The sequence below is a fragment of the Bradyrhizobium barranii subsp. apii genome (genome assembly GCF_011516635.5).
GTDB lineage: Bacteria > Pseudomonadota > Alphaproteobacteria > Rhizobiales > Xanthobacteraceae > Bradyrhizobium > Bradyrhizobium barranii.
Genome location: NZ_CP096255.1, coordinates 7,999,265 through 8,025,696 on the forward strand (window position 1 = coordinate 7,999,265; position 26,432 = coordinate 8,025,696).

Sequence of the window (26,432 nt, forward strand, 5' to 3'; positions counted from 1 at the left end):
TTGCACTCCCCAAAGGCCTTGCCCAAGGCAGCTAACGAAAATTTGGGTCCAGATGCTGGACATAATCGATGTGGATCAAATATCATCCACCATTGCGCGCGATTGTTCCAAGCTCCGAGAGCTTGGCGGCCGGGCCCTTGTCGGCTGAGACAACAACTGACGCCCCCCGAGCCCGTGCCTACTTTCGCTTGGTTGCCCTGAGTTAGTGCGTCGCTACCAGCAAGGTTGCGCCATGCTGAAACACTTGCTCATTGAAGTCATTGGTCACGTTTCCGGTCTCAGCGACGCGCAGCTTGAACAAATTGAGCGGTCATTGCCCGCGACCAAGGCGCTAATCGATCTTCTCAGTAAGGCACATCCGATCATCGAACAGGCGGAAACGCTCTATAGTGAGGCGCAGCCGCTAATCGATCAAGCTAGGAAAGAGTGGCAAACGGTCGGCCCTGCAGCGCAAATTCTGATTGATGTGATCTCACATCATCTCAACAAAGGCAGTTCGCCGGCGGAGGCCACTGAGGCAGTGCGCGCGGCGCTCGGCGGGTCAATACAGAACGTTGCGCAGGATCGTGGGATGGACCGGGGAATGAACCGCGGGACCGTGTTTGGGGGGACCGGCTTCGTTGGTTGTCGCGTTGTGCGCCATTTGAGCGTCTCCACCGTTACGGTGCGTATAGCCTCACGGCATCCTGCGCGGGCCGAGGGCGACAACGCGGAACAGGTCATCGCTGATGCCCATGACGAGCGCTCTGTAGAGGCCGCCGTTATGGGTGCCGACGGCGTCGTCAACGCGATCAGCCTTTACACCGAGCATGGAGGCGACACATTTCATTCGGTGCACGTCGAAGCGGCCGCCAGGATCGCTGGAGTGGCACGGCGGGCCGGGGTCAAACGGTTTGTGCACCTATCAGGCATAGGCGCTGACCCCACATCGCCTTCGCCCTATATTCGCAATCGCGGCGAGGGCGAGGTGGCTGTGCAAGCGGCATTCCCTGGCGCAGTCGTTATCCGCCCGGTGGTAATGTTCGCGCCGGACGACGCCTTTCTCACGAGAATTCTTGGGCTGCTTCGGACCCTGCCGGCTTATCCGCTATTCGGCGACGGCAGGACGAGGCTTCAGCCGGTGTACGTGGACGACGTCGCCGCGGCGATCGCACAGGTCCTGCGGCAAACACAAAGACCGTTTCCAATCTACGAACTGGCCGGCCCGCGCGTTTACTCATACGGCGAGCTGTTGCGGACCATTGCGCGCACCGCCGGATTGCGGCCAATGCTGGTGCGAGTACCCTTTGCTTTCTGGAATGCCGCCGCCGGCCTCGCTGAGATCCTGCCGCACCCGCCGCTCACGCGCAATCAGGTTGAGCTTATGCAGATCGACACGATGGTCTCGGGCAGCCGGCCGGGATTCGGTTCACTCGGAATTTCGCCGCGATCGCTCGAAGAAGAACTCAAAGCGATGCTCAAGCATACAAACGAGCAAACTCAAAACACAAAGAAGGGTCGAGCCAGGTGGGGTTGAGACTTCGTTACCGTGTCACGATGTGACTACTGATGTCGGGAAGCGGCTTACCTCCGAGGTCGCGCACTAGGCCCGATAGATCGATGGTCGCAGCTCAGGGGTCAGTTCATCCGCCAAAGTTTTTACAAGAGCCGAAGGGGAATGACCCTCCCGAGTGAACCCTTAGCGTGCGGCCAGCCGGCTGGAGCTGTCTGAATTAGGACAATCGATCTGTCACATTAGGATACCCAACGGAGTGCTCCTTTTGCGCAGTCACCTCTTCACTTTGACCGGGAATAAATTGAGTTGGCCGGCTCGACTCATCCAGCCCAAGTCCGGACGGCAGGCGGCCCTACCACGCGACTCGCGAGGCGGGGTCGTTGCGTGTAGGGCTATCAGATGTGCTACCAGTTGGGCCGCAAGATGGTAGCGGGAAAAGCAGATCATGACTGACGATCAGGTCAATCTCGTGGTTCGGCACCTTTGCGAGCAGTTGCACTTGACGCTCCGATTGAAGGGCAGCGAGGCACATCCACCAAACGCCAAGGATATTGGTTTCGATCCTGCCTCTGTAAGAACTGTGTTGCTGACGTTCGGCGGGCTTCACAATCCACCACGAGGCAATCGGGGCGAGCGAAGAGCCGCCGTGGTCCTAACGAAAAGCCCAGGACAGAAGTCCCGTGCCAAGGTCCGGGTCGGACGCACCGGTCTACCTTTGAGCCGGTGACTTCCGGTCTACTCGCGTGAACGGAATTTGCCAGACCAACGCGACTGGTCGGGCTCGTGCCAATAGACGTCTTTTGCGTCTACTCAATTATTTGGTCAGCTTGTGCGAGTAGTGTCGTCGGAACTACGAGCTTGAGCGCTTTTGCAGTTCTAACGTTGATCCATAACTCGACCCGCGTCGGCTGTTCGACGGGCAAGTCGCTGGCTCGTGCACCCTCAAGGATTCTTTTGACGTAGTAAGCTGATCGAATAAAAAGACGCCGTCTCGACGCACCGTAAGCGAGTAGACCACCTTCCCCGGCGAAATCCGGCGATGTTGCGAAGCTCGGGATGCGGTGCATCAACGCCAACGCGGCGATGCGGCTTCGATACGCGAAACGAGGACGACTTCGCGACTCCATCGACCATCGGCCCCGGACCCGGCGAGCGCAAGAGCGCACCCGCGTTAGTATTACTTGGGCCGCTTAACGATACCAGATCGCTTCGCAGATGGCCTCCGGGTGACGATCGTTTCAATACCTTGCAGCGTCCGCGCGAATTCGGACCGCAGGTGCTGCGCGTGTGCTGCATCCTTCGGCTCAGATAAGAATGCAATCTTCACGAAGAAGCGGTTCAATCGCGATGTGACGAGAAGATTGTCAGAGTGTTGCGAGCGTAAGTTCGTGATCTGTCGTCGCATCTCAACGAGATCGAACCGGTCATCGTCGGGCTTATTCGCCAAATGAAGCTCATACCGTTGCGGTAGATAAACGAAGCCGCCGCGCCGAATATCTTGGCGCGACGACCTCGCCATGGTGAACCCGGACGGGGCAATGTCCGGTGCAGAGAGGTTAGCGCTCCGCAGCTCGGGTGCAATCGAAGACGCGGATTAAGCTTGATGTCGTCGCGGAAGGTTAAATCTGGAACAAGCGCTACTGTGGTCTGCAGCACGCCCGCGCGTCCAGTTAAGCACTCCTTCTCCAGCGACGTCCCGGCCACGCGATCAAGGTCGGAGCCTCGCGCTTTGGCGCGGGTTACGTCGCGCTCAATCGATCGCTCGGAGTTGCCAGATTTTGCCGCCGTGTCCTTAGCGAAACTGTCCATAAGGCCGTCAAGCCGCCTTTCGCTTGGAGATCAGCTTTCGCCCGTTGCGCCGACGTCAGGTCGCGGCGGATCAGGTTTTCGTCGATTTCCATATCCAACCAAATTCAACTTCACGAAGCACTCGCCCGGCGAGCATGACGCCCACGCGAATTGCCGCTATCGAATGCCGCTAGCGCCGCTATTTGTTGATGTAAGTGACTGAAAACACTTGCTGGCGCTCCCTAGGGGAATCGAACCCCTGTTTCAGCCTTGAGAGGGCTGAGCAGCAAGAGTGAGTTCGCAGCCGGCGTTTGTGGCTAGGATCAAGAGCCGACTGCCATATATCGATCTCCTGCTATTTGTTAGGACCAGTTTGAAAGACCCGTTACTTGATATGATTAGTTGCGGATTCCGACGAAGCCGGCCATGCATTCCAATTCGAAGCCGGCCGGGTATTCCGATCTGAAGCCGGCCACCCGTGGCGTCGTTCGCATGGGTCAATTTCATGATGTCGTCGAGGGCTGGGAAGGTCAAGAGACCGGTTGATCTTGAGCGGGTTGCTTCTGCTTCCTGAGGCTCTCTCCTTTGAGTTCGATGCGGTAGGCATTGTGGACGAGGCGATCGAGAATCGCGTCGGCGATGGTGGGGTTGCCGATGATTTCGTACCAGCGATCGACGGGCAGCTGGCTGGTGACGATAATCGAGCGGGCTTCGTATCGATCCTCGACGATTTCGAGCAAATCACGGCGCTGGTCGGCGTCGAGAGGTTCTGGTCCCCAGTCGTCCAGGATCAGCAGATCAAGTCGTGCGATCGCCCGCAGCATCTTGGTATAGCGGCCATCGGCGCGGCCGAGTGCGAGAGCGGCGAAGAGACGCGGCACACGATGGTAGGCAACTGAGAAGTCGTCTCGGCAAGCCTTGTTGCCGAGGGCACAAGCGAGCCAGCTCTTGCCGACGCCGCACGGCCCGGTAACAAGGAGATTATGTCGTGCCCGGATCCAGTCGCCAGCGGCGAGTTTTAGAAAGAGCGTGCGGTCGAGGCCGCGGATAGCGCGGTAATCGACATCCTCGACGCAGGCGGCATGACGCAGCTTGGCGGCTCGAGCTCTGCTTTCGAACCGCTTTTGCTGGCGCAGCGTTTTCTCGTGTTCCAGGAGCAACGCCAGCCATTCGGCGTGTTCGAGGCTGCGCGCTTCGGACTGGGCATCGAGGTCCTTGAAGCCTTTGGCCATACCGTGGAGACCAAGGCTATGCAGCAGGTCGAGGGTGGGATGGGTGAGCATGCTGGATAATCCTTTCAATGGAAGTAACCGGGGCCGCGCAGATTGGGATGTTCGATGATCGCGTCCTCGGTATCGCGAGAACTGCGTTCGAGCTTGTTGGCGATGATGGAGGCGATGCTCTTGTAGGTCAGTGCGCTGACCGCGACCGCGCGGGCCGCGATCAGCTCGGCGCGTTCGGGATCAATATCCTTGAACAGCCGAAGCACGCCGAGACAGGTCCGGAATCCCTGTTCGGGATGAGGCCGATTGGCCAGGATGGCGAGAACGAGCCCCTCGATGTTGGGCCCGATCGACCGCCCCCAGCGCCGGAATCGATCGGGAGTCCACTCGGCGTAACGCCGATGCGCACTGGGCATGTGATCGGGATCAGTGCCGTGCCGGCGGCCGCCATAACGGCGCTGGTGAGCAGCAACACGCAAACCCCGATGGAACAACTCGATGGTCCGGGTGGTGGCGCGAACGTCGACCTGCTCCCGGATCAGGCCGTGTGGAACTGAGTAGAAGAAGCCGTCGACCTCGACGTGATAATCGAGCGAGACGCGGGCCAGGAGCCATTCCGCGAACTGATAGTCGGCATCCGGCAACGGCGGGGATGTCCCGATCGCTGTTGAACTACGTCGGGTCGACGTTGCCGGAATGAATATTACGCAGCCCTCGTGACGTGGGCAACGGACTTGATTGTCATGCGATCGTGGTGAGCTTGAAGGGCCGCACGCAGAACCGACAATTGCTTATGCGCCTTCAATCGTCGGAAGCCCTTGTTGGCCTCGATCATACCGGCCGCGACCCATCGCAAGGCCATACCGGCATCCCGCCAGCGTTTAACGTTGCGCGTGACGCGGCGAATGGTGCCCATCATGTTCTCGGCGATATTGGTACAGGCGAGCGATCGGCGAAGCTCCTTCGGCAACTTCAACCGGACGACAGTCAGGATTTCGTCGAGGCCTTCGAGGATACTGGCCGCAACGCCGGGCCATTGCTGGTCGAGTCGACGCGCGAGATTGCGGATCAATTTTTCAGCCTTGTCGGCGTCATCGAGCTCCCAGGCCTGGCGCAGCACCCGGCGGGTGGCCGCATGATGCTCTTTCGGCAGGCGTTCCATGATGTTGCGCGCCTTGTGGATCTGGCAGCGCTGGATCGCAGCGGCCGAACCGAAGGTGCGGCGGATCGCCTTCGACAACGCCTTCGCGCCGTCGGCGATGAACAGTCTTGGCACCGTCGGGTCGAGCCCGCGCGAGACCAGGTTGTCCAGCAGGGCCTGAACCGTTGCTGCATTCTCGGTCGCCCCTTCCACCAGCGCCAGCGGATGCTTGTTGCCTTCGCCGTCAACCCCGATCGCGGCCACCAGCACGAGATCGTCGTCGAGATGCAGCCCGTCGATTTGGACCACCAGAAGGTCGAGCGCGGACAGATCGGCAGCCATGAAGTCGGCCAGCCGCGCCGCCGACAGAGCCACGAACCTCCGCGAGGCCGCCGACTTCGAAATCCCCGATCCGGGCGGTGCCGGCACGTCACCCTCGGGCAGCCGGACGGCGCGGCCGAACCGGCGCGTCGACACATTGATCAGCATCAGGTTCATCGCCCAGCGACCGAGCCAGTCCTCCTGCGCCGCCGTTTCCCAGCTCGGGATCGTGACCTCGCGGCCGTCCATGCCCCGGACCCGCGGGCGATCGACCTCGATCTTGCCGCCGTGGAAACCGATCCGCCCCCGCGTTCGGCCCCAACGGTGCGCCCGCCGCGCCGCATCACGACCGTGGCGCGGCCCGCAGGCCGCTGTCACATCCGCCTCCATCATCGTGCCGAGCGCCTCGATTCCTGCCGCAAGGCAGAACCGATCGAAGCTCGCTCGCACTTCCGCAAATGATTTCTCCACAGCCCCGGTCGCCGGCCAACCAGCCGGTGTGATATCTCTCGTCATGGCGTTGCTCTCCTTTGTGGAATCAGCACCCCGAGCCTACCGGCTCAAGGTGGGCAACGCCGACCTCTTCAGAAATTCAACAGAACCCGGGACATCCCCGCAACGGCGCCAGGACAGGCATCTCGACGGTCTCGAACAATTGTCGGCGGCTGACGCCGATCCGGCGCATGACGTGGGCGTTGATGCGCTCCAGCGCGGCGGCGATTGCCGCATTCGCCTCAGCCAGCGAGAAGAAGGTCTGCCGGCGAAGCCGCCCGAGGATATAGGTCTGGGCAAAACGCACTCCGGCTTCCACTTTTGCCTTATCCCGGGGCTTTCTTGGCCGTGCCGGAAGGATGCCAACGCCGTAATGGGACGCCATCATCCCGTAGCTGCGATTGATTTCGGGGTCGTAGAACGACGCCCGGTGCACGCCGGACTTCAGATTGTCAGGGACGACGAGGCGTGGCACCCCGCCAAAGAACCGGAACATTCGGACATGAGCCTCGATCCAGTCCGGAAGTGTCTGCGTCCAGGTCGCCTCGGCGTAGGTGTAATTCGAGGCGCCAAGCACGGCGACGAAGATCTCCGCGTCGCGCACAACCCCGGTTGCGCGATCAACGATCATGATCTTCTTGCCGGAGTAATCGACAAAGACCTTGTCGCCGGCCGGATGGTCCTGCCGCATCGTCGGAGACAGCCGCCGCTCGAATTCCCGGAATAAATCGCAGAACCGGCTGTAGCCATAACCTTCCGGATGGACCGCCCGGTACTCCTCCCACAGCACCATCAGATTGACGCCAGGCCGCTTCAGCTCACAGGCCAGCGAGGCCCAATCCGGCTCCCGGCGCCGGCGGAAGCCGCGCCTGACGCCGGCATGGGCAAACAGACGTTGTTCAAGAACGGCGTCGGTCAGATCGCCCGCCAAAGGCCACGCCAGCCCGGCAGTCGAGGCACGCTTGAGATTGTCCTGGATCGTGCTGCGCGCCACCCCGAGCGTGCGCCCGATCTCCCGGGCGCTCACCCCATCACGGGCAAGCCGCAGCATCTGTCGTATCTGTCGCATGGTCAGTTCTCTCTTGGCCGGCATCCGCTTCCCCTCGTGGATCAACGAGGGACTTGATGCCTGAAGGACTGACCCAAACGAAAACGCCGACTTCCAAAACCCGGCCGGCTTCAAATCGGAATGCCGGCCGGTTTCATTTCGGAATCGTGGCCGGCTTCAAATCGGAACGATGGCCGGCTTCAAGTCGGAATACCCGGCCGGAATAAATCGGAATCCGCAATTAGTCGGCTATCCAACATTCTTTGCGTCTTTATTCCAGCAATTCGCTCTTATCAGATTGCGGGCATCGCCAGCTATGCGACTCAGTATCTGCGACGGAGGATCCACGCGCAAACGGCGGTGGACTCGCGGCCCTGAAAAATCCGGTTCTTGCAGTATCTGAAGCGTCAGCTTTAGCTCCGATTGATGATTAATCGCGGCCCTGAGATTCTCAAGGTCTCGACGCGCTCCGCCAGGACCACCTCGATGCTTCGCATAGCCGTCTGTAAGAGCTTGAGACATCTCGCTAAGCTTGTAATTTTCGTTCGTGCGCAAGTTCGCGGAAGGCGTCGGGCAAGCTCGCCAACTGATGAGTGGATGCGACAGTGCATCCACGATCCTCGCCTTTCCGACTGACGGAAAGGCACCGACGGAAGCAGTCTCTGCCTTTGACGATGATGTCGGTCATCTCCGGTGAAGCGGAAGTCGCCATAACGCCAATCACGTCCGCTAAGGGCCATAACCGGCCGTAGCTAAGTCCGATCCAGGCGAGACACGCTGTCTAGCGCACCGCTTTTTCGAGTGGCCATAGTCAGACTCCACCGAGCGCGCAGCCACCTTTGGCGCGAAGCAGACAATGAACGATCCCACTTGCCCTCGTTCCATCTGTCGGTGGTGAGCCTCCAGTCCTTTCCGTCCTTCTCCCAAACCCCGACATACGTTCCAGCCAGTTCCTGGGCGGCGTCCCTTGGTGGCTGCCCGGCAGCCGCGCTCATTCAACCACCTCGTCGGCGCGTAACAGGAATGACTCCGGTACTTTCAGACCGAGTGCCCGGGCGGTCTTCAGATTGATGACGAGGTCGAACTTGGTCGGCTGCTGGACTGGCAAGTCGGCGGGCTTCGCCCCGCGCAAGATCCTGTCGACAAAGGTCGCGGCAAGCCGCCATAGGTGGGTTGCGTCCACGCCGTAGGACATCAGCCCGCCCGCATCGACGAACTCTCGGTATTCAAACATCGTTGGAATTCGCGCGGTCAGCGCTCGGATCGCAATGGCGAAGGTGAGTGGGACGCCGACGGCATAGAGTGCGTCCGCACGGTCCCTGAGGGCCTCGAAAGCCGATGCAACGTCCTCTGCGCGCCGGATTTCCAATATCGTCGCCTCGAGGCCGAGCGCGGAGGCCGCCGCCTGCACCTCATCCATCCTGTTTTTGAAACCGGGGCTGTTGGCATTGACCATAACGGACAAGCGGCGGAAACCTGGGACAACCTCGCGCAACAGCTCGAGGCGCTTGCCGGCAAGACTGATGGGGTTGAGCGCCAGGCCGGTCGCATTGCCGTCCGGTCGGGCCAAACTTGCGACGAGGTCGCTGCCAACAGGGTCGCCAGAAATGGAGACAATCGGGATGAGCGATGTCGCACGTTTTACCGCGAGGGTCGGAGATCCCCCCACCGTGACGATGACATTCACCTTGAGCCGGACGAACTCGGTCGCAATTTCGTTGGAGCGTTCGGTATGTCCCTCCGCAGAGCGATACTCGATCGCAACGGTCCGCCCCGCGATCCAACCGAGTTCGCGCAACCGATCCTCGAAATCCTGGGCCGACCAGGCCGGGCCCAAGAATCCGATGATGGGTAGCTTTCTCGTCTGCTCCGCCCGCGCCGGGCTCGGGCCCATAACCGCGGCAACGCCGACGAGCGTGATGAACTCGCGCCGCCTCATTGAGTTACTCGTTTGAAGCGCCCGACTGAGGCATACAGCCTAGCATTTTTCAACCGGGAGCCGAGCGAGAAAAGGGCTGGCAGCCCGCCCTAACCGTGCGACGCAATGTCCGCAACGGGTCAAAAACGGCGCTTGGGAAGTCGGCCGGTCACTTCCGGTCCGCCCCGATAAGCGGACCACTTCGCAGTTAGCTTGCACTTCGCATTGGGGCCATCAGTAGAAGTAAGCCGTCCTCACTCGATCACTTCGTCGGTGCGGGCGAGGAGCCCTGGCGGTACAGCCACGTCGAGAGCCTTGCCGTTTTGAGGTTGACTGCCAACCCCGTCCCGATGCACCCAACGACTTCTTTATCCAGCCCGCCGCCATCCCAATGAGGCGTGGCACGTCGCCCAACAGTCGAAGAGCGCCTGCCCTTCGGCGAGACTTGGTAGAACGAAATACGCTGGCGATACGCGAACGCAACACGACCGTCCGCGAGCTTGTGGTCACCGTCCCTCGTAAACGGGTGGACGCTTTTGTGCCTCGGCATCACGGCCTTCCTGGAAATCCCTGGTCGTGAACAGCGCACGATATTGGTCGCCGAGCTTAGCAAGCGCCGTCTGAGAGTCTTCGAGCGCCATATGGGAGGAGGCCAGGGACGTCTTAATCCCGAGAGGGCCGCATGCGGCGATCTTGTTGGCGATCTCGACAGCCTTCGCGAGAGCCGCATCTCGGTTTGGGGCCACTTCCTGAACCGTTCCCATCCGGAGGGCTTCCTTCGCACCCCAATGATCGCCTGTTAGAATGAACCGCATGGCATTTCCCCATCCGGCTTCTCTGGGGAAACGAACCGTTGCACCGCCTCCGGGAAAACGGCCGTGCCTGTTCTCATCCTGACCGAACTCCGTGTCTTCCGACGCTACGCGTATGTCCGCTACAAGGAAAAGCTCGTGCGCCATATTCCAGGTGTCGCCATGCACCGCGACAACCAGAGGCTTCGTGAGCGCTGGCCTGGTCCGCACTAGAGGGTCGATGAAGCCGGGCCCATCCATCATCTTTTTTCCAGACTGAGCGAATGCCTTGTAGGCATCGACATCGACACCTCTGGAGAAGCGGTCGCCATAGCCGAACAGAACCGCCGCACGGAGCGAGGGGTCCCGATCATACTCGTAGTATGCTCTCGCCAAGCTTTCTGTCGCATCCGGATCCAGCCGGTTGTCGATGTAGGGCCGATTGATGCCAATCAGTACAATTTGGCCTCTGCGCTCGATGGTGATCTTCGTCTGCTGATCGTACGGGATGTCTGCCATAAGCCTGGACTGCGCGGCCTCGTCGGTTTGTGATGTCATCGACTTGTCTCCCGATTTCTGGGCCTGCAACGCAACCGTCCCGAAAAGAACGGCCACTACTCACCGCGATCGGTGCTGAAAGCTGTGGTGTTGAGCAACGCCAGGCATTGCCCCATAAGCCCTGTTGGCCCCATACCAGGGAGCCGCGCCGCCAGGGAGCTCGAGGCCCATTCTGCCTGCTGGCGTCAACTCGCAGTCGTTCAATATATCCCTGTTGGGATATTGCGCCTGAAACGAAGCTGGATTTTGAGTCGCCCACGTCGGGCACTGGGCACTTGCAGAGCTTATCGCGCCAATCGACATCATCGCTGCAATAATAATGGAAGTCCTGAATCCAATCATAATCGTACTCCGAACGGTTGTTGTTTTCGTGCGGAGCGTTCGCGCTGGCTAGAATCGGCTGCTCTGTTGAAAGCGTTTCCTGCGAATTTTTTTGACAAGGATTAGTTAGGTATGCGCTTGGGAAAAGACACGCAGTGGAAAATCACAGCTGCGCGAACGGCAAATCGGCACGCTCACCATTGCGTGAGCCGCCCCCACATCCACGGATGTCTGACGTCGGGATTGCGGTGACAGTGCACTCAGTGAGTCCGGCCGTTTCACGGGTTCGAAGGCTCATGAACTAAGTGCACTGTCACCGTAATTGTGTCACCGCAATTGCGATCCTAGATCATGCGCCGAGGCTGCTGAGACGAGCCGCCGAAGACCTCCTCCTTCCGCGTTCGATAGATGGTGACGACCTCCCGGCACGCTTTGACATTCAACCGGTGGAAATCGATCTTCAATTGATCCAGCTCGCCAACGGTTATCCGGTAGTTGGCCGCGCCCAGGAACAGCAGCGCCATCGTGGTGGGCCATGAGAAATCGAGAGACTTGGCCAGGATCAACACCGTCTCGCGATCCTTCTCGATCAATGCCCGTTCCGCGACGTCTATTGGAAGCCCACAGAGCAACGACAGGGCAACGGTGGTCTCGTTGAACTTGAGAGAGTGAGCAAGTTCGAAGACCTTGTCTTCGGTCAATTCGCCTCGCTCGTGCAGTTTTGCCACCGTGCGCTTCGCCGTGAAGTAATCCTTCGACGCCGGGCCAAACCTGGCGTGAATGGCCCCGGTGACATCGACGACGACGCGATGGACCTGATGTTCGATATCCGGACGCTCCCTCTTCAGCTTTTGCCGCACCTCTTCAGAGGCTTTGGCGATCAACTGGTGGAAGAGATGTCGAGGAATATCCTTTCGAAGTCCCACCGACTCGGCGAGGATCGAATCCCCTTCCGACCGCCGCACCAGGTGCAGAAATCCGGATTTGGAGAGACTAGCCCCGGCATTTGATGCGACCGAGGTTACGACCTCGGGAGATCCCCGCACCACCAGGACATCGGTGACCGCTTCCGGGACCGTCTGTCGCTTGGAGATTGCAAGCAAATGCTGCTGGCTCTTGTTCTTGGCACACGCAATCAATGTCTCGGTGTCAAGGCGCTCCGACTGACTGAGAACCGGCCATGCGACATCAATGCAGTCGTCGCTTGCCATCTGCCGGGTCAACGCATAGGGCGCGTTTGAGCTGCATGCGAGCTTTCCTGCGAGCTTCGCCCGCGCGCTCGCTTCAATCTCCTGCGCGAGACGACCGATGACCTCACCGAAAGTCCAGATTGCTCCTCGGAATAAGTGCCGGCGATCAGGATGTCTGCCGCATGCCAGAGCGCCCGCAGACAACTCTCGGGATTTCCTCTCGCAACTGCTTCGTCCAACTCGGCCAGGAATGACGTGATAGCAGCCATTGATGCGCTCGCAGTTTGAAAATGATCGAACGACAAAAGCGGATTTCAAAGGAATGGGCGATGACACCACCCCAGACCTGAACACGCGGTAAAATCATTCCCGCCGCCTCGGATCGGGCATAAGATCCGCCTAATCAGATCGATCGAATTTTAGGTATTGCCTGACCTGGAGGAGGCGGACGCCGTCAACAACCCGCCCAACGCAGCTGCACCCGCGAGGTCACGCGTTCTGACCGGCAGCAGCCTCTGGCAAGCGAAAGATGACCTCAGCAGGGCCAGCAGCACAGCCCACCGAATGGTTCGGCTCACGCTTAAGGGATTACGGCGACAGTGCTACTGCGCGCCGTACTCGAATGGCTGCCATTGTAGCTGGAGGCGCGACCGGCGTAACTACAATACCAGCAGCAGTCCCGAAACCAGCAAGATGCTGAGGATAATTCGCCGGAACAGCGCGTCATTGACGCAGCGAAAGACAAAAATCCCGAGCGCCGTTCCTGCAACGAGCGCCGGGATGCCGACGGCGAAGTCAACCAGGACCTTTGTCGACAGATCTCCTCGGATCAGCATGAGAACAAGTGCGAATATCTGCATGGCAGCGATGAAGGGTTGAACCATTCCGCGCTGTTCGATTTTCGGCACGCCGTGGATGTCACACCATATGGTCGGTATTGCACCCGGCATTGCCGTCAACCCGCCGACAAAGCCTCCGCTGAAGCCGATCAATGCATTACGTCCCGCATTCATCTGCAAGCGATGAGAGAGCACCGGCCGGAATAACGTGTAGGCCGCGTAGCAGGCGACGGCGAGACCAAAGCTCTCCCTGAAGATCCGGGCGTCTGCAGCTTGCAGCAACCACACGGCGATCGGAACGCCGAGCAATCCGCCGACGACCAGTCCCGAGCTCTGCTTCCAGCGGATGCTTTTTCTCAAGGCCCAAAGACCCGCGGCTTGCACGGTGATGCTGCAGGCCATCATCAGCGGGACCGCCTCCCGCGGCGGGAGAACGTGAAGGAGAATCGCGCCGGCCACCGCCGAAAAGGCAAAGCCCGCGAGGCCCGAGACGAAAGCGCCGCAAAATACGGCGATACTGAGCAGGCAAAACGACGCCATGTCGCCCATGAGCTAACCCTTCCTGTCTGTCAAATCCTGGAATAGCGAGCTGGCGATCAGTCCCCGGACGACAGTCCGGGCGGCTCGGGCAGTGCCCCGGCATCGCTCTGGCGGGTCGACGTCAACATCGTGGCTGCAAGGATGTGAAAAATGACAACGCAGATGGCGCTCGTTGCGAGCAGCGTATTCTCGCCCGGCGCCGAAATCCGAAGCTTGCGTTCGGGCGACTTTTCACTGACCGGCATTGTCTCGCCCTCCAACATCTGACCGAGAGGCAAACTGGGGCCACCCATTGTCGATCAGGTGGTGGTTCTGTCGAAGGGTGCGCTCTGCCTGCAGCCGTCGCGCATGGTGGAGCGCTTGAAGGAGGCGCCCAAACCAGCCTTCCTTTCGGGAAGACCCCGTGGAGGCGACAAACGAACTCGCTGAAATTGACGCATCGCCTCTGGGTGAAGCTCTGCCGTTAAACAATGGTACGGAGGATGCCACGAGCGACTGAAACATCTTGTGAAGCAACAACCCATAGAACACGCGGGTGAGACGCCGTGCCTTATCTTCCAAGCGCATGACACGAACACCTTGTGTGAGTGACCGGATACGGCTGGAAGTATCGAGCGGGACGCGGGGCCACGCTTTAAGGCGAGCTTAATTTGTTCTTATCGTTTCCTTGATTCTGAAGGGTGTGCTTGCTTTCGGGCCCGCGTACCGGTTGAATATCCGCCTTGCGCGCGCACCTCCGAAGGCATTGTTTTGCTGTACCTATTTGACGAATTTGTCCTCGACACCGACCGGCGGGAATTGCGCCGTGACGGACGTACGATCCCGTTGCAGCCTCAGGTCTTTGACATCCTCGAATATCTGATCCGCCACCGCGCCCGGGTGGTGACCAAGGACGATCTGATTAGTGCGATCTGGGGCGGTCGCATCGTCTCGGAGTCGGCGCTCACCACCCGCATCAACGCGGCCCGTACCGGGATAGGCGATTCCGGCGAGGCGCAGCGGCTGATCAAGACTTTACCGCGCAAAGGCGTCCGCTTTATCGGCACGGTGCGGGAAGCGGCCAGGGAGGTCGAGAACGCGGTCGTACCTCTGAAAACCGAAATCTCCACCCTGGTGGTCGGCCGGACCCCCTCCTTCGCGACGATCGACCAGATGACGCGGCACGTCCTGTCCGGCAAACGGCAGATGGCTTTTGTCACTGGAGAAGCCGGGATCGGCAAGACGGCCTTCATCGCCAAGGCGCTCGAGCAGCTGACGGAGCAGGGCTTCGATCAGCTCTATGGGCGCTGCACCGAACGGTTCGGAACCGACGAAGTCTTTCTGCCACTCATCGATGCGCTGGTGAGCCGTTATCGCGCAAGCGGTCCGGAATTGATTTCGGCTGTTCGCGCCCACGCACCCACCTGGATCCTGCAATTGCCAGGCGTCATCGACGCATCGGAACGCGCGGCTTTCCAGGACGAAGTGTTCGGCGCGACGCGCGAGCGGTTCTCGAAGACCTGCACTGGAGCGACTTCGCGACACTCGACGTACTGTCTCGCTTCGCGCGCGGGAACGGCAAGGCACGTGTGCTGGTCCTCTGCTCCTATCGTCCGGCCGACAGTTCCGTCGGCGGGCATCCCATCCCTCGCCTGCACCGGGATCTCGAGATTCATGGATATTGCAGCGAATTGCGCCTCGATCGGTTGTTGCGTCCGGAGGTCGAGCGTTACCTGGCATTGCGCTTCGGCGACGAGGAACTTGCCTCCAGCCTGTCAAAGCCGGTATTCGAGCGAACGCTGGGACATCCCCTGTTTGTTGCCACGCTGCTCAAGCACTTGATCGACCAGGAGTCGATCATCGAGATGGACGACGGATGGCGCCTGTCCTCACAGGCGGCATTTGCGCAGGACCGCATTCCGGACAGCCTCGTGAACATGATCGGCCACGAGCTCGATCGCCTCACCGACAACGAGCGGCGTCTGCTCGACGTCGCCAGCGTTGCCGGCGAGGAATTTTCTGCGGCCCTCGTTGCGGCCGGTCTGTCCGACGATGCGATCGACGTCGAAAGGGACATCGAAGCGTCGATCCGGAAGGATCAAATCCTCGCTCGGTCAGGGGTTTCCGAGTGGCCCGATGGCACATATTCGGGCTGCTACGCTTTCCGTCACATTCTCTATCAGAACATCATCTACCAGAATCTGCCGCCGGGGCGCCGCGCACAAGCGCCTGGGCAAGAGGCTGGAGGAGGCCTATGCCGGCCGCACCCCTGAAATAGCGCCTGCGCTCGCACTTCACTTTGAGCAGGGTCGCGACTTTCCGAGCGCGTTGCGTTACCTCCGGGAAGCGGCAAAGAACTCGACGAAACGCCTCGGCCACGCGGAGGCCGCAAGCTATCTCACCCGCGCGCTTGGCATACTCGATCGTTTCGATGCTGCCGACAAATTCTCGACCCGCGTCGCTCTTCTGCGGGAGCGAAGCTGGGCTCTTCGCTCGTGCGGCGACCTCGCCGGCTCCATCCGTGATCTGCGGGACATGATTGCCTGCGCCGAACAAGCGGGCGAGATCAAGCAACAGCTCAACGGCCTTACGGCTGTGAGCAGCCTCTGCTTGCGCGTGGATCGCCACGCCTGCCTTGAGGCCGCTGAAGATGTGCTGTCGCGAAGCCAGGCGCTGGCGGACGACACATTCAAGGCTCTGGTCCAGGGCAGCAGCGCGAGCGTCAACCTGTTCCTCAACGGCTGGCGCAAACAGGACGCCACGCTCTGCGACAGGGCGATCGAGCTGAGCGCGAATGCCACGAATTATGGCATCCTGATCAGGCGCAATGGAATATCGGGTATCGTCGATTGCTGGAGGTCGCGGTACCAGGAGTGCCGCCGCGCCGGCACGGAAGGCAAGCGGTTGGCCCGTCTCGCCGGCGACGTCTACACTTTTGTTCTGTTCAACGTTCTTGAGTCGATCGCGCTTATTCATCTGGGCGAGTGGCGCGAATTGCGACTTGAAATCACGGCCGGCCTCGAACTGGCCGTCAGGAACGCGAACGGCCCCAGCAGCGCATTGTGCCGGCTGACGCTTGCGTGGTTGCACGTCGAAGCGATGGACTTTGATGGAGCCCGTGAGCTCTGCGAAAGCGTCGACGATAGTCTGCTGGTCGGAGATCAGTCGACCTACTTCCACAAGCGGCGAATATTACCTGCAGGTTGACGACTTTACGCAGGCTGAGAGCTGTGCGCGCCAGCTCCACGACTATGTGGCCACGGCTCCGGATCTCAATCACCTGGCCCAGGTCCACGGACTGCTCGCCCGTACTGCGCTTGCCATGGGCGATTCAGCGGAGGCTCGGTTGCAGCTGTCTCGCGCGCTGGAGATCGTCGACAGCGCCGACTTCCCGATTGCTTCCTGGCGGGTGTACCGCACGGCCGCCGAGATCTTCGCGAAGTACGGCGACGTCGACAGGGCGGCGGCGTATCGCATGCGATTTGTCGAGACCGTCCGAAGGCTCGCGCAAAATTTCGAACCCGGGGATCGGCTGCACAAGAGCTTGCTCGCCATGTTGGCAACGCGAACAGCGCAACTGGAAGCAATGACCTCTCTGCCTTCGCGGCCCGACAGTGCACGCCATTGACCCGATCCGCCTCGACACGCATGGCGGCCAGGTCTGCAATCTGCCGCTCAGTCGGCCGAAATGGCGCTAAACTGTGCGGCAAGTTGCGATGAAAATGGCCAAGCTACTCTGAGCTTCGCGCCGCGCGCCAATGCTTGCGAACGCCGGCGATGTCGGATGCTCAGCATATCATGGGATTATCCCCGTGGTCGCAAACCCCACCCGGTTGATCCGAGGGCACTGGCGCAAATGCGTGGTAGGCTGGCGCAGTGATCGATCGCTCGCCCTCGAAGCGAGAGCTCGCCTCCACGCCCTGTTCGATGTGCCGATCGCCGGTGCGGTGCTCACGCGCCTGGAGCGGCGTGCTGAAGATTGCGGTGACGACCAGTCCGGTCAACAAGGCCTTGGACAGGACTGACGCGATGGGATTTTTGAATGGTATCATCGTGGTGGTTCCTTTCGTTTGGGGGATCCCCCGCGCGGCAAGAGATCCGATCCACCACCCTTAGACGTGCGTTGTCGCGCGCTTATTCCCAAGTCACAAAGTAGTTTCCGAGGCGCGTACAATCTTCTCGGACACGAGACAGAGCTCTACGCCAGATTCGGTTGCCTGCATCGAACGTGAATAAAAGTTTAGTTAGCCGAGAACCGGACGCGTCCACGCGGTGCGAGGCGAGCCTTTCGCGGCTGTGACGGCGAGACCGAAAACGCGCATGGACCCACGGCGCGTATAAGACCATATTACCCAGGCATCACTTTGTTCGAAGAGCAAAGGATTGGTCGAATGTACGCCAACATTCTCTTGAGCACGGACGGATCGGACGTCGCGCGAAAGGCGTTGAGCATGGCATTGCCCTGGCGAAAGCGTTGAACGCCAGGCTGACGATCATCACGGTGACGGAAGCGCTGCCGGTCGACTATGGGAGCGGACACGCCTCGGGATGGATTCCGACGCAGGAGGAGGTTGACAGCTATGACGCAGCCTGCAAAGCCCGTGCAGGCAAAGTGCTCGATGAAGCGCGCGCCATGTCGGAGCAGATCGGCACGCCTGCGGAACTGCTGCACGTTCCGAATGCGCACCCGGCGACTGCGATCATTGAAACAGCAGAGTCGAGAGGCTGCGACTTGATCGTCATGGCCTCTCACGGGCGTCGCGGCCTCAGGAAGCTGTTTCTGGGCAGCCAGACATCCGAGGTCCTGGTGTACGGAAGCGTGCCGGTGCTGGTCGTGCCGAAACCGGCATAGTGCAGGGCTTACCCCACGCCACTCGGCTGTTCTGCTGGGCGAGCCCAACCGAAACAAGGCACCAATCGACCGATCTCACGCGGCAGGAGAATTTTATGGTCAGTGAAAAAGGCCCGAACATCAAGAAGAAGCAGAAATGCAAAAATTGTGAAGGCAAAGGCTTGCTCAAGAAGGGCGAGAAGGTGGTGAAGTGCCAGCGCTGCAAGGGCACGGGGGTGCGGTGATGTTGAGTTGATGACCGCTCTATTCCCGGGGGATTGCGATGACAGTGCACTTCCCAGCAATCGATTTTATTCTTGATCAGCGCGGCTGGATCGGGCCGAAGTAACGGCGTCACCGATTCGCCTTAGCGTATTCGTGTTGCGCAACGTGCCGACGCCCTTCAGGCGCCCCGCGCCTAACGCCGAAAGCAAACGCGATCGCGCTGGATCTCCCGTAAAATGGATCCAGAGATCGCCACCGGCGACGGCTATTCGTTCATCGCTGATATAGCGTGCCAGGGCGCTTTCGCCGCCTTTCGGGATTGGACTGCGCATCACGCGAACGGCGACCCTTTGCGGATCGGCGGTCGCTTCGGCACGAAACGGGTTTGCGCGTAGCAGGCGTCGCCACGCGTCAGCGTTGCGAACGATGATTGCGACATGCTTGCCGAACCGCACGTTGAAGGCCGCTTCGAGATTTTCTTCCAACTCGAAAATCGACGCCTTGTCGCTGTCAAACGTCAGATTTCCCGTCGCGCCGACGGTTCTGGGGTCGTGGAGGCCGAGGCCTTGCGCCATGGCACGCAGCTCGGCCATCGCCAATCGCCGGCCGAGCGGGAGAACCACACTGTAAAGCAGGGCCACGTAGGTCGTCATCGTTGGATGGCTCTCGTTCTCGGTCGGCTATCCTGACCAGCATTATCTTTCACAAGGTCAAATATCTTACGGGGTGCAGTCAAGCACTGTCACCGCAATAGCCCGCACCATGAAGCCACTGGTATTCCGGCCGGCAACATTAAGCTTCGTGCAGTATTCTGGGCGATCCATCACAGAAAGGTCACGAGCTCATAAGCCAGCACGGCTCCGCCAAGACAGCGCCGCCATGGGTTCACCCCGCGGAAAATCTCGTCGAGGGCCCAAACGATGAGGCCGCCTTTGAACACGATGTCCAGGGCAATAGCGGCAGTGCCCGGCGGCTGCCAGACCCAGCGCAGGATGCCGGCCACGATGACGACCCAGAGAACGAGGTTGGGGGCCTGGGCGATCGTGATGTCACCGGTTTCGCGATTCCGAAAGAACCATTGCAGGAACCTGGACATGATCGCGCTCGCCTCTCCGATCGCGAGGATACTCGAATACTCCGGGCGCCGCGATTGCGGCCGTCCCGATGTCTGCGATCGAGGGCCGCATCAGGTCTTTCGCGATTTCGGGAGATGACGACGGCAGCGCTCGATTGCTCGCCATCGACGGGCCGCCCGTGCGTCCCGGCGCATTGCGGCTGCTTCGGTGGAGCAGCCACATCGAACATTGGCGCCGTCGCCGGCGCCCATCATCGCTTGCCGCTCAATCCCGGCTGCGATGCAGCACGTGCCGTTGCTGCTGCGGCGCGTAGGCCCGCATCGGGTTGATACCGCAGCTCTCGTTGGTGCCGCTCGCGGTCGCGCGGCACTGCTCATAGGTGGAAAACTCGCAATTGCCGGGGTAGCCCGATTGGCGGCCCTGCAGGCAATAATTGTCCTGCACCTCGGTTGCGGACACGGCGGTAGAGGATGCCGCGACGGTCAGGGTGGAAACGGCCGCAAGGACGGCGATGGCAAGATGACGATGCATGAGGGAACTCCCGTGTAGCGCTCGCTGGATGCGAGAACTCTCGTGAGCTAACGCTTCAGATCTCGAATACTTCGCAGGCGGAGAGATTAAATCGCTGTTATGTGCCACGGGGGCGTGCACGCCCGTGCTCTGCTCCACCACGCACTCCGCACCATCGATAACGCAGGGTGCGTGACGAAAATCCCTGATGGTGGCGAGCTTGTCGCGACCCAGCACGTACCGAATTTGGTCCAGCCGGCGGCGCGCGACCTTACAGTTCAGCCGGCCAGCCCGATCGCTCGGCTCGACGCAAAGACGACTTTACGATCAGGCGATGGAAGGGCGCGATTCCCGCGATATAGGCCCGCCCTCCCAAATGATTGAAGGTCACGACCGTCGTGGCGACAAGTCGGCGGCACAAAGCGGACTCTTCAACCAAAACGGACAAACGGAAGTCGAGATGGCGATCGTCCTCGCCAAGAATAATCTCATGACGACGCCGATCGTAGACCCGAAAGAAATCGATCCTGTCGGTCGCAACGTCATCGCGCAACTCAGACGATGTCTTAAGACCAACCCCCGCAACCAAAGTGTCCCTTAGAGCCACTAGCCAGCCAACCCACCGCGCCTGACCCATAAGCATATGGGTGGCGAGGCGCTCGGCGTCGCCCGTCGCATGGCTCGGCAGATCGATCGCGAATGCGTCAGCGAAGCCCGCCTTGGCGTAGAGCGGCTTGAGCACCGAACGCTGCGGCAAATCCACTCGAGCAACGCGCCATAGATGTTCTGCCCGGACTGAATGGAAGCGAAGAGGCGGTGGAGACCAATAGCACCGGCGGGGCTCTCCAACAAGCGGCGAGGCCCCCGGGCAAATCGATGCCCCCTCCCCACTCAGCGGTCATTGAAACTGAAGCGCGGACCACGCTGCCGGCCACGCCCACTCACCCTCCATCCACCACGCACTCCGCACCATCGATAACGTAGGCTGCGTGACGAAAATCCCTGATGGTGGCGAGCTTGTCGGCGGACCAGTTCAACAGCATGAAATATTTCGCCCGCCCGTTCGGCTCGTTCGGATCGAACACCAGGATCGCGGGACGTCCTTCGACCTGCCCCGTCACCAGGTGCCAGTCGCTGATCTTCGAATAATTGCCGAAATAGCGCGACACCTCGGCCTTGCCATTCAACCTGGTGCGGTTGACGAGTTCGAGCCTGACGTCATCGGCGATCATGGCGCGGATCGCGTCGAAGTCGCGGGCATTGAAATGGCCGACATAGGCGTTGAGCCGCGTGCGATCGGCCTCCGACAGGCCCGGCTGCGGCGCGTCGTCCGGCTCCCCGGCAAACTCACGCAGCTGCGTGCGCCCGCGATGCAGCGCGGCCTTCACCGCCGGCAGGCTGAAATCCATGATGCCGCAGACCTCGGCAAGCGAGCAGCCGAGCACGTCCATCAGGATCACGCTGGACCGCTGCGCCACCGGCAGCCGCATGAAGGTGCGCAGGCTGGTCGCAGCGATCTCGCGGCTTTCCACATCATCGAGCTGGTCGGCAATCATCTCCACCTCCTCAGCCGAATGAAGCGCCTCCTGCCGGTTGCGGCGGCGCAGGAAATCCAGCGCGGTGTTGTGCGCGATGCGGAACAGCCAGCCCTCCGTATTGACGACGGGCGTGACCGATTGCAGCGCTCCCATCGCCTTGATCAGCGCATCCTGCAGCACATCCTCACCGTCGATGACCGAGCCGACCATGCGCGCGCAGTAGCGATGCAGCTTCGGCCGCAACCGCGCCAGCAGCGCCTCGATATCGATGGTGGCCAGTGGCTCTGGCGCCATTGCTCCTCCGCCTCGCCTGGTCAGGACTCGTCCAGCATACGGTAGTTGCCGACGATCCTCACATCACGAACCAGCGGCGGCTCGGCGCAGCGGTCGCGGATGCCGTCCTGGAACGCCTGAAACGCCCTCAGTTTCGGGATCGGGCTCGAGCCGTCCTCGGCCGCGGCCTCGACCAGATGGATGAAGGTGTCGTCCTCCAGCCGCAGCGTCAGATAGCGCACGCCGTCCGGCCCGGCCGCCTTCAATTCCGCAAATACGGCCGAAACCAGCTCGGCGTTCCTGTCGGCCAGCTCCGGCTTGGCCTTGTACCTGATCAACGTCCTTTTCATCGCGCTCTCCTTGCTCATCTCTCGACCTGGCTCGCTCATCGCGCGCCATCTTTCCATTTCGGCATGACCTTCCCGGAAAACCGGTGCCCCGCTTTCCGGATCAAGCTCGCGTCAATGGCCGCATCATTCCCAAGGACGTTTGGCGGCCGGCGAAGGATGCGGCCGGGAAAAAAATATTTCCGGGCGCATCCTTTGCCCCTCCGGCCTCGTCTAGCCGGCAGAACGCGCCGCGACAGGGTGGCTCGACACACGGAGAGAGGGCGATGCAGACCCCGACCAATCGCGCCGAGAAGAACTGGGTGCTTGGCGTCACCGCGCTGGCATCCTTCATGATGGCGCTGGACGCCATGATCATTACGACGGCATTCGCGACCATCCGCGCCGAATTCGGCAGCCCGGTCGAGACGCTGCATTGGACCGTCAACGCCTTCAACCTGACCTTTGCCGTGCTGCTCCTGACCGGCGCCGCGCTCGGCGACCGCTTCGGTCGCCGTCGCATGTTCGCGGCCGGGATCGCCCTGTTCGTCGTTGCGTCGGCGGCCTGTGCGCTCGCCGGCAATGCGACCGCGCTGATCGCCGCCCGCGCGCTGCAGGGCGCCGGCGCCGCTTTGGTGATGCCGCTGGCGATGGCGATCCTGAGCGGCACGTTCGGCCGCGAGGAGCGCGCCCGCGCGCTTGGCATTTTCGCCAGCATCACCGGCTGCGCGCTGATCATCGGCCCCGCCATCGGCGGCTTCATCACCGAACATTTCGGCTGGCGCTGGGTGTTCTGGATCAACCTGCCGATCGGTTTGATCGCGATCGCCCTGGTGCTGGCACGCTTGCGCGAAAGCTTCGGACCGGCTGCCGCATTGGACATCCCCGGACTGTCGCTCGTCGCCCTCGCGGCGCTCGCGCTGGTCTGGAGCCTGTTGCGCGGCAACGCCGTGGGGTGGGCGAGCGCCGAGGTCATGGGCACGCTGATGTCAGGCCTGGTGTTCACCGCCGGCTTCGTGCTCTGGGAATTGCGCGCGGCCGCGCCGATGGTGCCGATGCGGCTGTTTGCATCGCGCGCCCTCGCCTCCGGCATGTCCGCAAGCGTCCTGTTCTACGCCGCGATGTATGGCGTCTTGTTCCTGCTGCCGCAGTTCCTGCAGACCACGCTGGGCTTCGACGCCTTCGGCGCCGGACTTCGCCTACTGCCCTGGACCGCGACGCTGTTCGTCACCGCCCCGATCGCCGGCGCGGTCGTCAACAGGTTCGGTGAGCGGCCGCTGGTGGTGACGGGATTGCTGATGCAGGCGATCGGCCTTGGCTGGATCGCCGAGATCGTGAGACCCACGGTCGCCTACTCCGCTCTGGTCGCGCCGCTGGTGCTGGCCGGCGTCGGCGTCTCGATGGCGATGCCGGCAGCGCAGAACGCGATCCTGAGCTCGGTCGCGGTGGCCGAAATGGGCAAGGCGTCCGGCGTCTTCAACATGGGCCGCTTCCTCGGCGGCATGTTCGGCATCGCAGCGCTGGTGGCGAACTTCTCGGCCAACGGCGGAGTCGATTCGGCCGCGCATTTCGAGCGCGGATTTGCCGCGGCGATGAGCCTCGCGGCAACGCTGTCGTTGGCCGGCGCGATCGCGGGGCTTTTCCTGCCGGCACGGCGACGGATCGCCAGCGCAGCCGCGCCGCAAGATGCGTGACGCTGACACAGGCACATGGCTGCGGTGACGTTGAGGTGGTGACCTCCCTCATGCCAAGGTAAGGGCCGCCAAGCCGTCAGCGGCGGATACCGCACCATTCACTGTTCGTCCCACCCGAACAGTGAAGCCAATTCCAGCGGGATTATCCAGCCAACCTCCCCGCCTATTATCTCCCCATCAAACAGGGAGACCCCACCATGACCACCCAGCACCCACGCACAGCCATCGTCACCGGCAGCTCGAAGGGCATTGGCGCGGCGGTCGCCGAGCGGCTGGCGCGGGACGGCCTCGCCGTCGTCGTCAACTATGCGAGCGGCGCTGCGCCGGCCGAGGCGCTGGTGGCGAAGATCAAGGCCGCCGGCGGAGCGGCGATTGCGGTCGAGGCCGACATCAGCAAGTTGGCCGACGTCCGCGCGCTGTTCGACGCGGCCGAGACGGCGTTCGGCGGCGTCGACGTGCTCGTCAACAATGCCGGGATCATGAAGGTCGCCCCATTGGCCCAGACCACCGACGAGGTGTGGGACCAGACCATCGCGATCAACCTCACCGGCACCTTCTATGCGCTGCGTGAAGCGGCGAAGCGGCTGCGCGAGGGCGGCCGGATCGTCAATTTCTCGACCAGCGTGGTCGGGCTTTATCAGCCGACCTATGCGGCTTACGCCGCGACCAAGGCCGGCATCGAGGCGATCACCCACATCCTCTCGAAGGAGCTGGGCGTGAGGCGGATCACGGTCAACGCGATCGCGCCGGGCCCAGTCAACACCGAGCTGTTCCACAACGCCAACCAGCACGACATCTCGCCGATCATCGACCGGACGCCGCTCCATCGACTCGGCGAACCCGACGACATCGCGCGCGCGATCTCGTTCCTGGTCGGGCCCGATGGCGGCTGGATCAACGGCCAGATCCTGCGCGCCAATGGCGGCATCATCTGAAGCCGCATCGTCTGGAGATCATGACCATGAGCGATGCGATCACGGGCGGGGCCCCACGGCACAGCCCCGCGTCCCTGCTGTTGCCTAGCTTGCGAAATTTCTACGAGATCGCCAATCCCGTTTCCTATGCGTTTCTGCGCGTTGCCTTCGGATTGATCCTGTTCACGCACGGCTTGCCGAAATTGCTCGGCGAGTCCCACGGCGCCATGGCCAATCCGTTCGCGAGCTCCATCAATTTCATCACCAATTCATTGCATTTTCCGGCCCCGGTGGCGTTCGGCTATTTCGTGATGCTGCTGGAAACCATCGGGGCCATCATGCTCGCCGCGGGGCTGTTCACCCGCCTCGTCGCGCCGATGGTCGCCGTGCAGATGGCGATGATCTGCCTGATCCATTATCCCAAATGGGCCTGGATCGATCGCGGCATGGAGTACCCGTTCCTGATGGGCCTCGTTGCCCTGCACATGTCGCTTCGGGGCGGCGGGCGATTTTCGGCGGACCGCTTGATTGGAGGGGAGCTTTGAAGGCGCGCCGGACGGCCCTGCCCGCTCCGGCCGCGCGAGGTCTTCACACCGCCGCCGTTCAATCCCCCCGCACACAACGCCACAGCAGATCGGCGATCTCAGCGCGGCGCTGCGCCCTCGCCTTTGGCGAGGACATGTCGAAGGCGAATTGCGCCTCGAAGGTGTGACGGTTGGCGACCGCGAAGAAGCTCAGCGCATTCAGCGTCATGTGCAGCTCGACCGGATCGATGCCGGGCCGGATCGCGCCGCAGGCCGCGCCGCGCTCCAGCACCTTGGCAATCTGGCTGATGCTCGGCTGCGTCATCTCCTTGAGCCTGCGGCTGATGGCCATGTGCCGTCCGCGATGGATGTTCTCGATGCTGACGAGGCGGACGAATTGCGGATGGGCCTGGTGGAAATCGAAGGTGAACTCGGCAAGCCGGCGGATCGCGGCCTCCGGCTCTAGCGCCTCGAGATGCAGATCCTCCTCGGCGGCGCGCATCTCCGCATAGGCCATCTCCAGCACCGCGGTGAACAGCTCTTCCTTCGAGTTGAAATAGTAGAAAATCAGCCGCTTGGTGATGTTGGCGCGGGCGGCGATGGCGTCGGTGTTGCCGCCGGACAAGCCGTTCTCGGCGAACTCCTCGAAGGCGATGTCGAGGATCTCCTGCCGCGTCCGCTCGCGGTCGCGCCGCTTGATTGGCACCGCCTTCGCCGCCCGGACGGGCTGCTTCTTCACACCTGGCATCTGGCCCTTCGGTCGTTCGCGGCGGCCGGTCGCGGCCTCGCCCTCCTCCATAGCGCAATCGTGGGCACTTGACATCAATTATCCCACTGGGTAATTATCAATTAACCTATGGATTAATTAGAAGGGAGG

General features: G+C 61.4%; 25 protein-coding genes and 1 pseudogene. 9 read left to right on the plus strand and 17 right to left on the minus strand.

What is annotated here, in order from left to right:
- Positions 1–232 precede the first annotated feature (232 nt).
- Positions 233–1,516 carry a complex I NDUFA9 subunit family protein gene (locus tag HAP41_RS38360; protein WP_224580629.1) on the plus strand — a complete coding sequence of 428 codons (1,284 nt, stop codon included), beginning with the start codon at positions 233–235 and terminating at the stop codon, positions 1,514–1,516.
- A gap of 785 nt (positions 1,517–2,301) precedes the next feature.
- Here the strand turns inward: HAP41_RS38360 and HAP41_RS50805 are convergent.
- The 9 genes from HAP41_RS50805 to HAP41_RS38400 form a co-directional block, all read right to left on the minus strand.
- Positions 2,302–2,622 carry an ABC transporter substrate binding protein gene (locus HAP41_RS50805; RefSeq protein WP_414643350.1) on the minus strand — a complete coding sequence of 107 codons (321 nt, stop codon included), beginning with the start codon at positions 2,620–2,622 and terminating at the stop codon, positions 2,302–2,304.
- Positions 2,623–3,813: 1,191 nt separating this feature from the next.
- Complete coding sequence (istB, locus tag HAP41_RS38365) at positions 3,814–4,566, minus strand: IS21-like element helper ATPase IstB (RefSeq protein ID WP_166057122.1); 753 nt, start codon at positions 4,564–4,566, stop codon at positions 3,814–3,816.
- A 14-nt stretch (positions 4,567–4,580) separates the two neighbouring features.
- Positions 4,581–5,150, minus strand: coding sequence for a Mu transposase domain-containing protein (locus HAP41_RS38370; RefSeq protein WP_224580628.1), 570 nt, complete (start codon positions 5,148–5,150; stop codon positions 4,581–4,583).
- Positions 5,151–5,209: 59 nt separating this feature from the next.
- Positions 5,210–6,484 carry an IS256 family transposase gene (locus HAP41_RS38375; RefSeq protein WP_166064748.1) on the minus strand — a complete coding sequence of 425 codons (1,275 nt, stop codon included), beginning with the start codon at positions 6,482–6,484 and terminating at the stop codon, positions 5,210–5,212.
- A 76-nt stretch (positions 6,485–6,560) separates the two neighbouring features.
- Positions 6,561–7,553 (minus strand): IS21 family transposase, encoded by a 993-nt coding sequence (istA, locus tag HAP41_RS38380; RefSeq protein ID WP_224580627.1) that lies wholly within the window; start codon positions 7,551–7,553, stop codon positions 6,561–6,563.
- 946 nt (positions 7,554–8,499) lie between these two features.
- Positions 8,500–9,447, minus strand: a complete 948-nt coding sequence (locus HAP41_RS38385; RefSeq protein WP_166082196.1) for an ABC transporter substrate-binding protein — start codon at positions 9,445–9,447, stop codon at positions 8,500–8,502.
- Positions 9,448–9,932: 485 nt separating this feature from the next.
- Positions 9,933–10,805, minus strand: coding sequence for an enoyl-CoA hydratase-related protein (locus HAP41_RS38390; RefSeq protein WP_224580626.1), 873 nt, complete (start codon positions 10,803–10,805; stop codon positions 9,933–9,935).
- A gap of 635 nt (positions 10,806–11,440) precedes the next feature.
- The gene (locus HAP41_RS38395) at positions 11,441–12,490 is read right to left on the minus strand and encodes a DUF2336 domain-containing protein (RefSeq protein ID WP_414643351.1); all 1,050 of its coding nucleotides are present in this window, start codon (positions 12,488–12,490) and stop codon (positions 11,441–11,443) included.
- Positions 12,491–12,945: 455 nt separating this feature from the next.
- Complete coding sequence (locus HAP41_RS38400) at positions 12,946–13,674, minus strand: sulfite exporter TauE/SafE family protein (protein WP_166082195.1); 729 nt, start codon at positions 13,672–13,674, stop codon at positions 12,946–12,948.
- A gap of 741 nt (positions 13,675–14,415) precedes the next feature.
- On the opposite strand from HAP41_RS38400, the gene HAP41_RS38405 reads away from it, so the two are divergent.
- On the plus strand, positions 14,416–15,486 hold the full coding sequence (locus tag HAP41_RS38405) for a winged helix-turn-helix domain-containing protein (protein WP_166082194.1): 1,071 nt from the start codon (positions 14,416–14,418) through the stop codon (positions 15,484–15,486).
- Between the two features lie 47 nt (positions 15,487–15,533).
- On the opposite strand, the gene HAP41_RS38410 is transcribed toward HAP41_RS38405, so the two are convergent.
- On the minus strand, positions 15,534–15,746 hold the full coding sequence (locus HAP41_RS38410) for a hypothetical protein (protein WP_166082193.1): 213 nt from the start codon (positions 15,744–15,746) through the stop codon (positions 15,534–15,536).
- A gap of 34 nt (positions 15,747–15,780) precedes the next feature.
- On the opposite strand from HAP41_RS38410, the gene HAP41_RS38415 reads away from it, so the two are divergent.
- From HAP41_RS38415 to HAP41_RS50155, 4 genes and pseudogenes are all read left to right on the plus strand, one after another.
- Positions 15,781–16,851, plus strand: coding sequence for an ATP-binding protein (locus HAP41_RS38415; protein ID WP_166082192.1), 1,071 nt, complete (start codon positions 15,781–15,783; stop codon positions 16,849–16,851).
- On the plus strand, positions 16,754–17,272 hold the full coding sequence (locus HAP41_RS38420) for a tetratricopeptide repeat protein (RefSeq protein ID WP_479686365.1): 519 nt from the start codon (positions 16,754–16,756) through the stop codon (positions 17,270–17,272). Before HAP41_RS38415 ends, HAP41_RS38420 begins: the two co-directional genes overlap by 98 nt.
- Positions 17,273–18,035: 763 nt before the next feature.
- Positions 18,036–18,496, plus strand: a pseudogene (locus HAP41_RS38425) (universal stress protein).
- Positions 18,497–18,591: 95 nt separating this feature from the next.
- Positions 18,592–18,720 carry a hypothetical protein gene (locus tag HAP41_RS50155; RefSeq protein ID WP_256376431.1) on the plus strand — a complete coding sequence of 43 codons (129 nt, stop codon included), beginning with the start codon at positions 18,592–18,594 and terminating at the stop codon, positions 18,718–18,720.
- Positions 18,721–18,786: 66 nt separating this feature from the next.
- On the opposite strand, the gene HAP41_RS38430 is transcribed toward HAP41_RS50155, so the two are convergent.
- The 6 genes from HAP41_RS38430 to HAP41_RS38455 all read right to left on the minus strand — a co-directional run bounded on the left by HAP41_RS38430 (position 18,787) and on the right by HAP41_RS38455 (position 22,447).
- The gene (locus HAP41_RS38430) at positions 18,787–19,353 is read right to left on the minus strand and encodes a DUF1697 domain-containing protein (protein ID WP_166082190.1); all 567 of its coding nucleotides are present in this window, start codon (positions 19,351–19,353) and stop codon (positions 18,787–18,789) included.
- Between the two features lie 170 nt (positions 19,354–19,523).
- Positions 19,524–19,796: a hypothetical protein gene (locus HAP41_RS38435; protein WP_166082189.1), complete on the minus strand. Its 273-nt coding sequence runs from the start codon at positions 19,794–19,796 to the stop codon at positions 19,524–19,526.
- Between the two features lie 244 nt (positions 19,797–20,040).
- Positions 20,041–20,307, minus strand: coding sequence for a DUF3551 domain-containing protein (locus tag HAP41_RS38440; RefSeq protein ID WP_071916356.1), 267 nt, complete (start codon positions 20,305–20,307; stop codon positions 20,041–20,043).
- 250 nt (positions 20,308–20,557) lie between these two features.
- Positions 20,558–21,028 carry a DUF2867 domain-containing protein gene (locus HAP41_RS38445; RefSeq protein WP_248577146.1) on the minus strand — a complete coding sequence of 157 codons (471 nt, stop codon included), beginning with the start codon at positions 21,026–21,028 and terminating at the stop codon, positions 20,558–20,560.
- A 199-nt stretch (positions 21,029–21,227) separates the two neighbouring features.
- On the minus strand, positions 21,228–22,118 hold the full coding sequence (locus HAP41_RS38450) for a sigma-70 family RNA polymerase sigma factor (RefSeq protein ID WP_166082187.1): 891 nt from the start codon (positions 22,116–22,118) through the stop codon (positions 21,228–21,230).
- Between the two features lie 20 nt (positions 22,119–22,138).
- Positions 22,139–22,447 (minus strand): hypothetical protein, encoded by a 309-nt coding sequence (locus HAP41_RS38455; protein WP_063986663.1) that lies wholly within the window; start codon positions 22,445–22,447, stop codon positions 22,139–22,141.
- 263 nt (positions 22,448–22,710) lie between these two features.
- Between HAP41_RS38455 and HAP41_RS38460 the strand changes: the two genes are divergently transcribed.
- From HAP41_RS38460 to HAP41_RS38470, 3 genes are all read left to right on the plus strand, one after another.
- Complete coding sequence (locus HAP41_RS38460) at positions 22,711–24,117, plus strand: DHA2 family efflux MFS transporter permease subunit (RefSeq protein ID WP_166082186.1); 1,407 nt, start codon at positions 22,711–22,713, stop codon at positions 24,115–24,117.
- Positions 24,118–24,314: 197 nt separating this feature from the next.
- The gene (locus HAP41_RS38465) at positions 24,315–25,052 is read left to right on the plus strand and encodes an SDR family oxidoreductase (RefSeq protein WP_166082185.1); all 738 of its coding nucleotides are present in this window, start codon (positions 24,315–24,317) and stop codon (positions 25,050–25,052) included.
- A 26-nt stretch (positions 25,053–25,078) separates the two neighbouring features.
- On the plus strand, positions 25,079–25,576 hold the full coding sequence (locus HAP41_RS38470) for a DoxX family protein (protein ID WP_166082184.1): 498 nt from the start codon (positions 25,079–25,081) through the stop codon (positions 25,574–25,576).
- Positions 25,577–25,634: 58 nt separating this feature from the next.
- On the opposite strand, the gene HAP41_RS38475 is transcribed toward HAP41_RS38470, so the two are convergent.
- Positions 25,635–26,378: a TetR/AcrR family transcriptional regulator gene (locus HAP41_RS38475; protein ID WP_224580625.1), complete on the minus strand. Its 744-nt coding sequence runs from the start codon at positions 26,376–26,378 to the stop codon at positions 25,635–25,637.
- Positions 26,379–26,432 lie beyond the last annotated feature (54 nt).